The 12549-nt window shown below is 66.7% G+C and carries 16 protein-coding genes; 4 read left to right on the forward strand and 12 right to left on the reverse strand.

What is annotated here, in order from left to right; genetic code table 11:
* The first annotated feature begins 14 nt into the window (after positions 1-14).
* Both CTA01S_RS08885 and CTA01S_RS08890 read left to right on the forward strand, forming a co-directional pair.
* Entirely contained in the window at positions 15-740 is a 726-nt protein-coding gene (locus tag CTA01S_RS08885; RefSeq protein ID WP_062194677.1) for a ComF family protein, read from the forward strand.
* 34 nt (positions 741-774) lie between these two features.
* The gene (locus tag CTA01S_RS08890; RefSeq protein WP_019560833.1) at positions 775-1245 is read left to right on the forward strand and encodes a tRNA (cytidine(34)-2'-O)-methyltransferase; all 471 of its coding nucleotides are present in this window, start codon (positions 775-777) and stop codon (positions 1243-1245) included.
* A 13-nt stretch (positions 1246-1258) separates the two neighbouring features.
* Here the strand turns inward: CTA01S_RS08890 and CTA01S_RS08895 are convergent, their stop codons facing one another.
* The 5 genes from CTA01S_RS08895 to CTA01S_RS08915 form a co-directional block, all read right to left on the reverse strand.
* Entirely contained in the window at positions 1259-2230 is a 972-nt protein-coding gene (locus tag CTA01S_RS08895) for a Bug family tripartite tricarboxylate transporter substrate binding protein (RefSeq protein ID WP_026330173.1), read from the reverse strand.
* Positions 2231-2270: 40 nt separating this feature from the next.
* On the reverse strand, positions 2271-3263 hold the full coding sequence (locus tag CTA01S_RS08900) for an NAD(P)H-dependent glycerol-3-phosphate dehydrogenase (RefSeq protein WP_026330174.1): 993 nt from the start codon (positions 3261-3263) through the stop codon (positions 2271-2273).
* 21 nt (positions 3264-3284) lie between these two features.
* Entirely contained in the window at positions 3285-3755 is a 471-nt protein-coding gene (gene secB / locus CTA01S_RS08905) for a protein-export chaperone SecB (protein WP_019560836.1), read from the reverse strand.
* A gap of 101 nt (positions 3756-3856) precedes the next feature.
* Entirely contained in the window at positions 3857-4126 is a 270-nt protein-coding gene (grxC, locus tag CTA01S_RS08910; protein WP_019560837.1) for a glutaredoxin 3, read from the reverse strand.
* 10 nt (positions 4127-4136) lie between these two features.
* Complete coding sequence (locus CTA01S_RS08915; protein WP_062194679.1) at positions 4137-4547, reverse strand: rhodanese-like domain-containing protein; 411 nt, start codon at positions 4545-4547, stop codon at positions 4137-4139.
* A gap of 135 nt (positions 4548-4682) precedes the next feature.
* On the opposite strand from CTA01S_RS08915, the gene gpmA reads away from it, so the two are divergent.
* Positions 4683-5426, forward strand: a complete 744-nt coding sequence (gene gpmA / locus CTA01S_RS08920) for a 2,3-diphosphoglycerate-dependent phosphoglycerate mutase (RefSeq protein ID WP_019560839.1) — start codon at positions 4683-4685, stop codon at positions 5424-5426.
* A gap of 12 nt (positions 5427-5438) precedes the next feature.
* Here the strand turns inward: gpmA and CTA01S_RS08925 are convergent, their stop codons facing one another.
* Genes CTA01S_RS08925 through CTA01S_RS08950 form a run of 6 tightly spaced genes read right to left on the reverse strand, consistent with a single transcriptional unit; the run spans position 5439 to position 9959 of the window.
* A complete protein-coding gene (locus tag CTA01S_RS08925; RefSeq protein ID WP_062194681.1) occupies positions 5439-6173 on the reverse strand; it encodes a lysophospholipid acyltransferase family protein in 735 nt (244 codons plus the stop codon).
* Between the two features lie 2 nt (positions 6174-6175).
* Positions 6176-7495 carry a dihydroorotase gene (locus CTA01S_RS08930; protein WP_062194682.1) on the reverse strand — a complete coding sequence of 440 codons (1320 nt, stop codon included), beginning with the start codon at positions 7493-7495 and terminating at the stop codon, positions 6176-6178.
* Entirely contained in the window at positions 7492-8454 is a 963-nt protein-coding gene (locus CTA01S_RS08935) for an aspartate carbamoyltransferase catalytic subunit (RefSeq protein WP_019560842.1), read from the reverse strand. The genes CTA01S_RS08930 and CTA01S_RS08935 overlap by 4 nt, the downstream gene beginning before the upstream one ends.
* A gap of 20 nt (positions 8455-8474) precedes the next feature.
* On the reverse strand, positions 8475-8981 hold the full coding sequence (gene pyrR, locus CTA01S_RS08940; protein ID WP_062194684.1) for a bifunctional pyr operon transcriptional regulator/uracil phosphoribosyltransferase PyrR: 507 nt from the start codon (positions 8979-8981) through the stop codon (positions 8475-8477).
* Positions 8978-9385, reverse strand: coding sequence for a Holliday junction resolvase RuvX (gene ruvX / locus CTA01S_RS08945; RefSeq protein ID WP_198150838.1), 408 nt, complete (start codon positions 9383-9385; stop codon positions 8978-8980). Before ruvX ends, pyrR begins: the two co-directional genes overlap by 4 nt.
* Complete coding sequence (locus CTA01S_RS08950) at positions 9378-9959, reverse strand: YqgE/AlgH family protein (protein ID WP_019560845.1); 582 nt, start codon at positions 9957-9959, stop codon at positions 9378-9380. The genes ruvX and CTA01S_RS08950 overlap by 8 nt, the downstream gene beginning before the upstream one ends.
* A 36-nt stretch (positions 9960-9995) precedes the next feature.
* Between CTA01S_RS08950 and CTA01S_RS08955 the strand changes: the two genes are divergently transcribed.
* Positions 9996-11486 (forward strand): cryptochrome/photolyase family protein, encoded by a 1491-nt coding sequence (locus CTA01S_RS08955; RefSeq protein ID WP_062194691.1) that lies wholly within the window; start codon positions 9996-9998, stop codon positions 11484-11486.
* Here the strand turns inward: CTA01S_RS08955 and CTA01S_RS08960 are convergent.
* Positions 11483-12544 (reverse strand): GGDEF domain-containing protein, encoded by a 1062-nt coding sequence (locus CTA01S_RS08960; protein WP_062194694.1) that lies wholly within the window; start codon positions 12542-12544, stop codon positions 11483-11485. The two genes, CTA01S_RS08955 and CTA01S_RS08960, sit on opposite strands and share 4 nt — an antisense overlap.
* Positions 12545-12549 lie beyond the last annotated feature (5 nt).

Here is a 12549-nt window from a genome sequence, read left to right on the forward strand (position 1 = left end):
TATATTGAGGGCCCATGTTCACCCGCTGGGTTCATGCCGCCGAACGTCTCGGGCGCCACCTGCCCAGCCAGTGCGCCATCTGTCGCAGCTGGCAGGAGGCCCGCATCTGTGGCGACTGTCTGCAGCGGTTTGCGCCCGCGCGTTGGCGCTGCCAGAGCTGCGCATTGCCCGCGCCCGAGGGCCAAGCCCGGTGCGGACGCTGTGTGACGCACCCACCGGCCTTCGAGCGCGCCGTGGCAGCCTGGGACCATGTCTATCCTTGGCAGGAATTGGTCGAGCGATTCAAATTCCACGATGCGCTGGACTTGGCCGACGCCTTGGCGCAACAGCTGCATGCAGCCCTGCGGCGACAAGAGCCGCCGGTGCAGGTGGACTGCATCGTGCCGGTCCCGCTGGCGCCGGCTCGTCTGGCCGAACGGGGCTACAACCAGGCCTGGGAACTGGCGCGGCGCCTGGGCGTCCTGTTGGGCTGCCCGGCGCGCAGCGATTTGCTGCAGCGCCAGCGCGAAACGCCCAGCCAGGTGGGGCTCGATCTGAGCCAGCGGCTGCGCAACCTGCGGGGGGCGTTCGCTGTGCCGATCCCCCGGCGCGCGGCGCTGCAGGGTTTGCGCGTGGCCGTGGTGGACGACGTGATGACCACCGGCGCCACGATGTCGGCAGTGGCGCAGGCCTTGCGTGCGGCCGGCGCACGTTCGGTGCAGGCCTGGGTGTTGACACGCACGCCCAGCCCGCACGACTGAGCAGCCGGCCCCCGGGTGCCCGACAATGCACGCCATGTTTCACATCGTTTTGGTCGAGCCCGAGATTCCACCGAACACGGGCAATGTGATCCGCCTGGCCGCCAATACCGGATGCACCTTGCATCTGGTGGAGCCTTTGGGTTTCTCGATGGAAGACCGCCTGATGCGTCGCGCCGGGCTGGACTACCATGAGTACGCCAGCGTGCAGCGGCATGCCTCCTGGGAGGCTTTGCTCCAGGTCGCCAAGCCGCCGCCGGACCGTCTGTTCGCCTTCACCACCCGAGCCAGCCGGCTGCTGTCAACCATGCAGTGGCGGGCCGGGGACTGGCTGGTCTTTGGCTGCGAAACCCGCGGGCTCGACGCCGCCTTGCTCGAACGCTTCGCGCCCTCGCAACGCGTGCGCCTGCCCATGCGGCCCGGCCAACGCAGCCTGAACCTCAGCAATGCGGTCGCCGTGGCGGTCTTCGATGCCTGGCGTCAGCTCGGCTACGCCGGCGGGGTGTGAACGGCGGGTCGCCTCACTCGGGCTGGACGCCCGCGGCGCGGATCACCCGGCTCCAGTTCTCGCGCTCACTGCGCATGAGGTGCGCCAGAGCCTGCGGCGCGGTCCCCACCGCGCTGAAGTACTGACCGAGTATCTTGGTGCGCACCTCATCGCTCTTGAGGATGCGCACCAGCTCCGCGGCCACCCGATCGATGATGGGCTTGGGCGTGCCCGCCGGTGCCAGCACGGCTTGCCAGGAGATGGCCTCGAAGCCGGGATAGCCTTGCTCGGCCACGGTGGGCAGCTCCGGCAAGGCGCTGCTGCGACCCAGCGTGGTCACGCCCAGCGCTTTGAGCTTGCCGGCGCGCACCTGACCCATCGCCAACCCAGGCACCATGAAGCCGGCCTGCACTTGGCCCGCCAGAATGGCATTGATCACGGCCGGGAAGCCTTGATAAGGCACGTGCACGAGGTCGATGCCGGCGCGCGTCTTGAACAGCTCCATGGCCAGATGGGAGGCGCTGCCATTGCCGACCGAGCCATAGTTGAGCTGACCAGGCCGCGAGCGGGCCAAGCGCACGAAATCGTCCAGAGTCTCCACGCCCAGGCGCGGATCGACGACGAGCACATTGGGGCTGGTGGCCACCAGGGTGACCGGCGCCAGGTCGCGGACGGGGTCATAGGGCAGGCTCTTGTTCAACATCGGGGCCGTGACCAGCGGCCCTTGGATGGTCAAGAGCAAGGTGTAGCCATCTGGCGCCGCCTTGGCCGCCAGCCCGGTGCCGATGTTGCCGCCCGCGCCCGGGCGGTTGTCGATCACGATGTTCTGACCCAGGGCGGCCCCCAGGGGTTCGCTGATCAGGCGAGCGATGAGGTCCGGCGAGGTGCCGGCAGGAAATGGCACGATCATGCGGATGGGACGTGCGGGCCAGTCTGCGGCGCGCGCGCTGAACGTGCCGGCAAGCGCGGCGGCAGCCGCCGCCTTCAAGAGCTGTCGTCTACGCATCGGTGTTTCCTGCTAGAAATCGGCCGGCCCTCTGACAGGCTCAGGCCGGGGGTTTGAATTCTTCGGTAACGGCACGCGACATCAGCAGACGCACGGCCTGCGATGCCGTCAGCCGGGCATCGAGCAACTCGACCACGGCAGCCGAGATGGGCATGTCCACGCCGGCACGGCGGGCACGTTGGACCACCGTGCGCGCGCTATAGACCCCTTCGGCCACATGACCGAGTTCACGCAGGATGTCGGACAAGGCCTGCCCGCGGGCCAGGCGCAGGCCCACCTGACGATTGCGTGACAAATCGCCGGTGGCGGTGAGCACCAGATCGCCCAGGCCGGACAGTCCCATGAAGGTCTCGGCCCGCGCCCCCAGCGCCAGGCCCAGGCGCGTCATCTCGGCCAAGCCACGGGTGATGAGGGCCGCACGGGCATTGTGTCCCAGGCCCAAGCCGTCGCACACACCGGTGGCGATGGCCAGCACGTTCTTGACCGCGCCGCCAACTTCCACGCCCACCGGATCGGACGAGGGATAAATGCGCAAAGCCTCGCCATGGAAGGCTTCGATGGCCGCCTCTCGCAAGGCTTCGTCGGTGCTGGCGGCCACCAGCGCGGTGGGCTGAGCACGCGCCACTTCTTGCGCAAAGCTCGGGCCCGACAGGACGCCCACGCTGACCTCGGGGCAGACCTCGCGCGCCACCTCGTGGCCCAACAAGCCGGTGCCCGCCTCGAAGCCTTTGCACAGCCACCAGGCCCGGGCCGTGCGTGGCAGCCGGGCCAGCGTCTCGCGCAAAGCCGCCATCGGCGTGGCAATCACCAGCAGCCCGCCTTCGGCATGCGCCAAAGCGGCCTCGAAATCCGCCGTGAGTTGCAAGCCCGGCGGAAAAGGCGCCTCGGGCAGATAGCGTGGGTTGCAGCGCTGCACCGACATCGCCTGGACCTGGGCCGCATCGCGCGCCCACAGCATCGTGGGGTGCCGTTCAGCCGCACGGATGGCCAGTGCCGTGCCCCAGGCACCGGCGCCGAGGATGCTCAGACTCAGGGCCATGGCGCACCCCGACGATCAGGCGCTGGTGATGATGGGCGAGCCGCCGCCGTTGGTCTGTGTTTGGGCCTGCTGGGCTTCGTACATGGCCTGGAAGTTCACCTCGGCCAGGTGCACCGGCGGAAAGCCGGCCCGGGTGATCGCATCGGCCACGACCGCACGCAAGTAGGGATAGACGATTTGCGGGCAGGCAATCCCGATGATCGGATTGAGCTGCTCTTGCGGAATGTTGCGGATTTCGAAGATGCCGGCTTCCTTGGCCTCGACCAGGAACAGGGTCTTGTCCTTGATCTTGGTGTGCACGGTGGCGGTGACGGCCACTTCGAAGATGCCTTCGACCACGGGGTTGGCATCGACGCCCAGGTTGATCTCGACCTGGGGTTGTTCCTGCTCCAGCAAGATCTGCGGCGAGTTGGGCTGCTCGAGCGAGAGGTCTTTCAGGTAGACGCGCTGGATTTGGAACACGGGGGTCTGGTCTTGCTCGGCCATGATGGGGTTCGTCCTCGGAAAGTGAAAAACCCGCAACCGACGGATGGTGTGCGGGCTGCAGACCGTCGATTATGGCCGAGGCCGCAGACGACTCGATCACCTCAAGCGGAGGTCTGCCCCCGCAGCAGGGGCTCCAGCCCGCCACGCTGGTCCAGGGCGTACAGATCATCGCAGCCACCGACGTGCACGTCACCGATGAAGATCTGCGGCACCGTGCGCCGGCCGGTGCGCTCCATCATGCGCAGGCGTTCCTCGGGATGCAGATCCACACGGATTTCATGCAGTTCACGCACGCCGCGCTGCTGCAGCAATTGCTTGGCGCGAATGCAGTAAGGGCACACCTGAGTGGTGTACATCGTCACGATCGGCACGGACTGTTCCTCAGCTGGACTTTTCGACCGGCAGGTTGGCCTCACGCCAACCGGCCATGCCACCGGCCAACACATGGGTGTTCTGATAGCCGGCTTTGCGAAGCGTAGCCGCAGCGCGCAAAGCACGTGCGCCGGTGGGGCATACCACGATCAGGGGCAGGGCCTTGTTCGAAGGCAGTTGCGTGCTCGATTCGAGCTGTCCGAAGGGAATGTGCTTGGCATCCTTGATGTGCCCTTGGGCGAACTCGGCCGGTTCGGACACGTCGATGACCACACCCTTCTCTCGGTTGATCAAGAGCACGGCCTGGCTGGGGCTGACCGTGCTGCCGGCCACACCGCGCGTGACCAGCGGCCACACGAGCATGCCCCCCGAGACGAAAGCCGCCAAGATGAGGATCCAGTTGTTGATGAAGAAGTCCACGGAAACGTCCGCCCTCGGTGACTAGGGGCGCGGCAAGCCGCGCCGGGTTGCAACGGGGGCGGATTATAGAATTTGCGGTTTTCCGGCCGCACCCACGGCCCGTTTCATCATCGTCTTGCCAAGGAGATTGCCCGCATGTACAAGCTCGTGCTCATCCGCCATGGCGAGTCCACCTGGAACCTGGAGAACCGCTTCACAGGCTGGACCGACGTGGAGCTCACGCCTACTGGCGTGGAGCAGGCCAAACAAGCGGGGCGACTCCTGAAGGAAGCCGGCTTCGATTTCGACGTGGCCCACACCTCGGTGCTCAAGCGAGCGATCTGGACGCTGTGGCATGTGCTGGACCAAATGGACCGCACCTGGCTGCCGGTGATGAAGTCTTGGCGCCTGAACGAGCGGCACTACGGTGCGTTGCAAGGGCTGAACAAGGCCGAGATGGCTCGCCAGTACGGCGACGAGCAGGTGCTGATCTGGCGCCGCAGCTACGACACGCCACCGCCGGCGCTGGACCCCGATGATCCGCGCGGCCAGCGCCACGACATCCGCTATGCGCGGCTGCGCCCGCAGGACATTCCGCTGACCGAATGTCTCAAAGACACGGTGGCTCGTGTGCTGCCGTACTGGAACGAGACGCTCGCCCCCTCGATTCGCGCCGGCCGGCGTTTGGTGATTGCCGCTCATGGCAACAGCATCCGCGCGCTGGTGAAGTACTTGGACGGCATCTCTGACACCGACATCGTCGGTGTGAACATCCCCAACGGCATCCCCCTGGTCTATGAGCTCGATGCCGATCTGAAGCCGATCCGCCACTACTATCTGGGCGATGCCGAAGCCGCCGCCCAGGCCGCAGCAGCCGTGGCCAACCAGGGCAAAGGCTGAAGTCGCAGCGGCTCAAGCCGCCAAGGCTTGCTCGATCGCCTGGCGCGCGCGTTGCGCCAAGGCGCGACGCTCGGCGTGGTGCGTGCCCAGCGGCTCGAGCAGATGGACCGTCACCTGCAGGCCGTCGGCACGGGCCACCCACCACAGCGACTGCACGATGGTGGTGTCGCCCACATAGGCCACCGCGCAGCTGATCGCCTCACGGCGGTCGCTGTAGCGCAGCGCAATGGGTTGCACCGGCACGCCAGTGGCGATGGCCGCCTGCAACAAATTGGCATGGAACGGCAGCAGTTGATGGCCCGTGCCCGTGGTGCCTTCCGGGAAGACGGCCACGGTATCGCCATGGTGCAAAGCCTGGGCGACTTGATGCACCACACGCAGGGCATCACGGCGCTTTTCGCGTTCCAGATAGAGGGTGCCGGCGGCCGTGACGAGCCGATGCAGCACGGGCCAATGGCGCACCTCGGCCTTCGAGACGAATCGCGCTGGCGCCGTGGCATTGATGGCCACGATGTCCAGCCAGGAGATGTGGTTGGCCACGAAGAGCTTGGCCCCTGGCCGGGGCGTCCCGCGCACGACCAGCGTGATGCCCAGATGCCGCAGCAAGGCACGCGACCACCACTGCACGCGCTGCTGCCGTGCGGCCGCATCGAGCCGGCCGAACGTCCAATGAACGATGAGCAAGCCATGCAACACATGCACGGCCACCCGCAGCAGCCTTCCAAGGGCACGCAGCGAACGCAGCATGCTCAAGCGGTGGTCGGGGCGTGTCGTTCGGTCGCCTCGTAGGCCAGCTGTCCGCCCACCAGGGTGTAGCGCACCCGTCCAGGCAATTCGTAGCCATTGAAGGGCGTGTGCCGGCCTTGGCTGCGCAGCACCTCAGGACGCACCTGCCAGCGCGCCAGCGGATCGAAGATGCACACATCGGCCACGCCGCCCTCGACCAGGCGGCCGGTGCTGGAAGCCAGCGACCCCAGCGCCTCGCCCAGCACCCGCACCGGCTCGCTGGTGAGCACGGCCAGCGCCCGCATCAGCCCCGCACCACTATCCTCTGCCCATTGGAGCGCCAAGCTCAACAGCAACTCCAAGCCCGTGGCGCCGGGCTCGGCCTCGCCAAAGGGCAAGGTCTTCTGGTCGTCATCGACCGGGGTGTGGTCGCTCACCAGGGCGTCGATGGTACCGTCGGCCAAGCCCTGGCGGATGGCATCGCGGTCGCGCTGCTGGCGCAACGGGGGGGTCAGACGCATGTCGGCATTGAAGTAGCCGATGTCCACATCGGTGAGGTGCAGGTGATTGATGCTGACATCGCAAGTGATCGGCAGCCCCTCGTCTTTGGCGGCGCGCACCAAGGCAAGGCCCGCGGCGCTGCTCAGACGGCACAGGTGCACACGCGCACCGGTGGCCCGCACGAGCTCGAAGATGGTGTGCAAGGCGATGGTTTCGGCAACCACCGGCACGCCGGACAGGCCCAGCCGGGTGGCCACCGGCCCGCTGGCGGCCACGCCGCGGCCCAGGTAGGCGTCTTGCGGACGCAGCCACACGCTGTAGCCAAACGTGGCGGCGTACTGCAGAGCGCGCAGCAACACCTGGGTGTCGGCCAAGGCCACTTCGGCCTGGGAGAAGCCCACGCAGCCGGCCTCGGTGAGTTCCGCCATCTCGGTCAGCGTGGTGCCGGCCAATTGGCGCGTCAGTGCCCCCAGCGGATACACCCGGGCCTGGTTGAGGTTGCGGGCACGAAACTTGAGCATTTCCACCAAGCCGGGCTCGTCCAGCGGGGGGTCGGTGTCGGGTGGACAGACGAGGCTGGTGATGCCTCCGGCCACCGCCGCGGCCATTTCACTTTCGAGCATGCCTTCGTGTTCATGCCCGGGCTCGCGCAACCGTGCTGCCAGATCGACCAACCCCGGGGCGACCACCAGGCCCTGCGCGTCGATGGTGCGGTTGGGATGGAAGTCCGCACTGACGGCGCCCAACGCGACGATGCGCCCCGCCGCGATGGCCACGTCTCCCACGCGGTCGGTCTGGCTGGCCGGATCGAGCAGGCGGCCGTTCTTGATCAGAATCTTCATGCTTCGTTTCCGGCAATGATGGACATCACGGCCATACGCACGGCAATGCCGAAGGTGACTTGCGGCAAGATCACGCTTTGCGCCCCATCGGCCACGGCCGAGTCGATCTCGACCCCACGGTTGATGGGCCCAGGATGCATCACGATGGCATCGGGCGCCGCCCAGGCCAGCTTTTCAGGGGTCAGCCCGAAGTTTTTGAAGAACTCACCGGCACTGGGCAACATCGCGCCGCTCATGCGCTCGTTTTGCAGGCGCAGCATGATGATCACGTCGGCGCCTTTGAGGCCTTCCCTGAGGTCATGGCACACACGCACGCCCATCTCGCGCAAGTCGCTGGGCACCAGGGTCTTGGGGCCGACGGCGCGAATCTCTGGCACTCCCAGGGTGGACAGCGCGTGAATATCCGAGCGCGCCACCCGTGAGTGCACGATGTCGCCCACGATGGCCACCGTCAGCTGGGTGAAATCGCGCTTGTAGTGCCGGATGGTGTACATGTCCAGCAGCCCCTGCGTGGGATGGGCATGGCGACCGTCGCCGGCATTGACCACATGCACATGCGGTGCGCAGTGCTGAGCAATGAGATAGGGCGCGCCCGACTCACTGTGACGCACGACGAACATGTCCGCATGCATCGCGCTGAGGTTGGCAATGGTATCGAGCAGGCTTTCGCCCTTGGCGGTGGACGAGCGGGCAATGTCGAGGTTGAGCACGTCGGCCGACAGGCGTTTGGCCGCGATTTCGAAGGTGGTGCGCGTGCGCGTGCTGTTCTCGAAAAAGAGGTTGAACACACTCTTGCCGCGCAGCAGCGGCACCTTCTTGACCTCGCGCTCGTTCACACTGAGGAAGGTGCCCGCGGTATCCAGGATGTGGTGGATCACGTCGCGCGGCAGCCCCTCGATGGACAGCAGGTGAATCAGCTCGCCGTTTTTGTTGAGCTGCGGGTTGCGTTTGTAGAGCATGGGCGGCGTCGTTGCTGGGCTCAGAGCTGGGCGGTCTGGAGGTCGAAACTGAAATGGCCGGCCGCGTCGCGGGCCAGACGCAGGCGCTGAGTGGCCGGCAGCCTCACGCGAGCGGCGGAAAACGCCGGCTGGATGGGCAGTTCGCGTCCCCCCCGATCGACCAACACGGCCAAGGTCACGCTGGCCGGGCGGCCGAAGTCGAAGAGTTCGTTGAGCACGGCCCGGGTGGTGCGCCCGGTGTAGAGCACGTCATCGATCAACACGATGTGACGATCCTTGACCTCGAAGGGCAGCCGAGTGTGATCGGCCGCGCCGGACAAGCCGCGCGAGCCGAAGTCGTCACGGTGCAAGGCGCTGGAAATCACGCCGTGCTCCCCGGGCAGGCCCAGGTCGCGCTGCAGGCGTTCGGCCAGCCAAGCCCCGCCCGACCACACGCCCACCAGCACGGCTTCGGGGCGCAGCAGGGAACGCACTCCCTGGCGCAATTCGAGATACAAGGCCTCGGCATCGAGGTGCAGCATGGTCATGGAGGGGTCTCCCGAGTGGCCTCGCGCAGATACTGCTCGAGGATGAGGCAGGCGGCCGCCGCATCGGCGTCACGCGCGCCGGCCGCCAGTGCCTCGGTGGTGGTGTAGCGCTCGTCGACCTCGTGCACCGGCAGACCGAAGCGGCCATGGAGCTGGCGCGCGAAGCGCCGCGCGCGACGGGTGTTCTCGTGTTCGGCCCCATCGGGGTGGAAGGGCACGCCCACCACCAGCGCCTCGGGTTGCCATTGTCGAATCAAGCGACCCAGGGCCTCGAAACGGGCCTCGCCCTGGGCCGTCACGGTGCCCAAGGGCTGAGCCAGACACAGCAAGGTGTTGCCGCTGGCCACCCCGACGCGCTTCGTGCCGAAATCGAAGGCCAGGAACTGCCGAGCCCGCTCAGGCATGACCGGCCTCGCCGGTGAGCATGCCAGGGTCGATGCCCAGCAGAGACAGCGCGCGCTCGTAGCGGTGATGGACTGGGGTGTCGAAGATGATGGACGGCTCGGCCCGCACGGTGAGCCAGCCGTTGCGGGCGATTTCGTCTTCGAGCTGACCGGCGCCCCAGCCGCTGTAGCCCAGCGTGACGAGCACCTTTTTCGGACCTGCGCCGTGAGAAAGCGCTTCGAGCACGTCTTTGCTGGTGGTCATCTCCAAGCCGCCTGGAATCCGCAGCGAGGAGTTGTAGTGGCCGCCTTCGTCGCTCAGGGGTTCGTGCAAGACGAAGCCGCGCTCGGTCTGCACCGGACCGCCGAAATAGACCGGCTCGTCGACCAGATCCGGCCGATCGAGTGTGAGATCGACCTTCTCGAACAGGCTTTTGAGTTTGATGTCGATGGGCTTGTTGATCACCAAGCCGAGCGCCCCCTTGTCGGTATGCTCGCACAGGTAGACCACCGCACCGGCAAAGGTGTCGTCGGCCATGCCGGGCATGGCGATCAGGAACTGGTTGGTCAGGTCGATACGGTGGTCTGCAGCCATGGTCGGAATTCTATTCCTCTGCCAACATCGCACCCCATGGAAAAGTCCCTTGACACCGCACTCGTGTGGTTCCGCCGGGACCTGCGCTCGCAGGACCATGCCGCCTTGTACCATGCGCTGCGCTCGGCGCGGCAGGTGTGGTGTGCGTTCGTCTTCGACACGGACATCCTCGACCCCCTGCCCCGGGCCGACCGCCGGGTCGAGTTCATCCGCGACAGCCTGGTCGATCTGGACGCTCAGCTGCGCGACTTGGCCCGCAGCCACGGCCGCGAAGACGGAGGGTTGATCGTGCGGCATGGACGCGCCAGCGAGGAAATCGTCGCACTGGCGCGCCAGCTCCAGGTCCAAGCGGTCTATGCCAACCACGACTACGAGCCTGCGGCACGCGAACGCGATGCCCGTGTGCGAGGCGCCCTGGCCGAGGCGGGAATCGCCTGGCATTCGAGCAAGGATCAGGTGGTGTTCGAGGCCGACGAACTGCTGACGGCCGCCGGCACGCCTTACGGCGTGTTCACGCCCTACAAAACCGCGTGGCTGAAGAAGCTCAGACCCGAGGACCTGTACGCCTATCCGGTGGCCCGTCATGCCGATGCGCTGGCCGCGCGCCCCGAAGCCCTGCGCACCGGCGTGCCGGAGCTGGCCGCGCTGGGCTTTGCCAGCAGCGGCTTGCACGACTTGCCCATTCCCACCGGCAGCTGGGGTGCGCGCCGGCTGCTGGAGGATTTCCTGGGGCGCATCGACCATTACCACGAGAACCGGGATTTCCCAGCCATCAAAGGCCCCAGCTATCTCTCGGTGCATCTGCGCTTTGGCACGGTGTCGATTCGGGAGCTCGTCCGCCTGGCTTGGCAGCGTGCGCAGGCCGGCTCCCGGGGCGCCGAAGTCTGGCTGAGCGAGCTGATTTGGCGCGATTTCTATCATCAAATCCTGTACCACCATCCGCATGTGGTGGACCGTGCCTTCCGCCCGGAATACGACCGCATTCGTTGGGAACAAGGCAAAGCCGCCCAGGCCTTGTTTCGCGCCTGGTGCGAGGGGCGAACCGGCTACCCGCTGGTGGACGCGGCCATGGCCCAGCTCAACCAGACCGGCTACATGCACAACCGCCTGCGCATGGTGACGGCCAGCTTCCTGGTCAAGGATCTGGGCATCGACTGGCGCTGGGGCGAACGCTACTTCGCCGAGAAGCTCAACGACTTCGACCTGGCGGCCAACAACGGCGGCTGGCAGTGGGCAGCCTCCACCGGCTGCGATGCGCAGCCGTGGTTTCGCATCTTCAATCCGGTGACCCAAAGCGAGAAGTTCGACGCAGCCGGCCGTTTCATTCGCCGCTACCTGCCGCAATTGGCACGACTGCCCGACGCGCTGGTGCATGCGCCGTGGAAGGCACGGCCCGTGGACCTGGCTGCCGCCGGCATCACGCTGGGCACCACCTACCCGGCACCGCTGGTCCAGCATGAACAGGCGCGCCAGCGCACGCTGGCTCGCTATGCCGTGGTGAAGGAAGTGGGACGCTCCAAGCCTTAGAACAGCTCGATGTCTCCGACCTTGCCACTGGGCGCAAGCACGCCACTGCGCACCAAGGCCTCGTGGTTGCAGACTTGGTTGCGGCCGTGTTGCTTGGCGTGATAGACGGCGCGGTCGGCCCGCTCGAACGCAGCGCTGGGCGCATCGCCGGGCTGGACTTCGGTGAAGCCGATGCTGACCGTCACCCGCCCCACTTGAGGGAAGGTGTAGGCCTCCATGTTGGCGCGCAGGCGCTCGAAGGCATGGGCCGCATCGGCCTCCTGGGGACAGCGCAGCAGCACGACGAATTCTTCGCCACCGAAACGGTAGAGCCGGTCGTGGAAGCGAAAGGTGTTGCGCAGGATGCGGGCCACCAACAGCAGCACCTCGTCACCGATGAGGTGGCCGAAGCGATCGTTCACATGCTTGAAGTGATCGATGTCCACGACCCCCAGCCAGTGCTTGGTCGGGCCCAGCCCGCCGTGGCGGCGATCGCCATCGGAGGCGGCCACCGCAACGCCGCCTTGGTGGGCCGTCTTGAGGAAGGCCTCATCGAAGGTCTTGCGGTTGAGCAGGCCGGTCAGGGTGTCGCGCTCGCTGTAGTCGAGCAGACCATGGAAGTTGCGATAAATGCGCAGAATGCTGCCGACCATGCGCTTCATGGCGGCCGTCAAGCGTTGCGCCGTGCGCACTTCGATCACCCCCAAGCCTTCCCCGTCGGCCACCAGCGGGAAGATCGTCACTGCCATCGGCCGGTTCTGCTGAGGGTCTGGGCCGAGTTCCACGAGGGCCTGTCGGCGCAGGCTGACCTCGTGCTGCGGCAGGGTGTCGCGCGGTGGCAGGGTCTCGAAAGCCACCCAGGGCGGATCGGACACTGCCGTCGGCTGCCCGGCATCGATCCGAGCACGCAAGAGCCAGCGTTGATCGACCTCATCCCCGACCAGCTTGTACACCGCCACGCTCAGTGGCGCCAGCAGGTCCATCAAGGCATGGGCCAGGGTCACGTCCAGCAAATCGCGGTCCCGGTAGCCCGTGAGGGCCGCCAGGTGGTCGATGGCCGACGGGACGGTGCGAGGCATGTGCG

It is taken from the genome of Caldimonas taiwanensis NBRC 104434, from assembly GCF_001592165.1.
Taxonomy (GTDB): domain Bacteria; phylum Pseudomonadota; class Gammaproteobacteria; order Burkholderiales; family Burkholderiaceae_C; genus Caldimonas; species Caldimonas manganoxidans.

Excerpts from the sequence above, each read along its gene's own strand:
- CTA01S_RS08885 (WP_062194677.1), top strand. The coding sequence starts at position 15 with ATGTTCACCCGCTGGGTTCATGCCGCCGAACGTCTCGGGCGCCACCTG.
- CTA01S_RS08890 (WP_019560833.1), top strand. The coding sequence starts at position 775 with ATGTTTCACATCGTTTTGGTCGAGCCCGAGATTCCACCGAACACGGGC.
- CTA01S_RS08895 (WP_026330173.1), bottom strand. The coding sequence starts at position 2,230 with ATGCGTAGACGACAGCTCTTGAAGGCGGCGGCTGCCGCCGCGCTTGCC.
- secB (WP_019560836.1), bottom strand. The coding sequence starts at position 3,755 with ATGGCCGAGCAAGACCAGACCCCCGTGTTCCAAATCCAGCGCGTCTAC.
- gpmA (WP_019560839.1), top strand. The coding sequence starts at position 4,683 with ATGTACAAGCTCGTGCTCATCCGCCATGGCGAGTCCACCTGGAACCTG.
- CTA01S_RS08925 (WP_062194681.1), bottom strand. The coding sequence starts at position 6,173 with ATGCTGCGTTCGCTGCGTGCCCTTGGAAGGCTGCTGCGGGTGGCCGTG.
- CTA01S_RS08930 (WP_062194682.1), bottom strand. The coding sequence starts at position 7,495 with ATGAAGATTCTGATCAAGAACGGCCGCCTGCTCGATCCGGCCAGCCAG.
- CTA01S_RS08935 (WP_019560842.1), bottom strand. The coding sequence starts at position 8,454 with ATGCTCTACAAACGCAACCCGCAGCTCAACAAAAACGGCGAGCTGATT.
- pyrR (WP_062194684.1), bottom strand. The coding sequence starts at position 8,981 with ATGACCATGCTGCACCTCGATGCCGAGGCCTTGTATCTCGAATTGCGC.
- ruvX (WP_198150838.1), bottom strand. The coding sequence starts at position 9,385 with ATGCCTGAGCGGGCTCGGCAGTTCCTGGCCTTCGATTTCGGCACGAAG.
- CTA01S_RS08950 (WP_019560845.1), bottom strand. The coding sequence starts at position 9,959 with ATGGCTGCAGACCACCGTATCGACCTGACCAACCAGTTCCTGATCGCC.
- CTA01S_RS08955 (WP_062194691.1), top strand. The coding sequence starts at position 9,996 with ATGGAAAAGTCCCTTGACACCGCACTCGTGTGGTTCCGCCGGGACCTG.
- CTA01S_RS08960 (WP_062194694.1), bottom strand. The coding sequence starts at position 12,544 with ATGCCTCGCACCGTCCCGTCGGCCATCGACCACCTGGCGGCCCTCACG.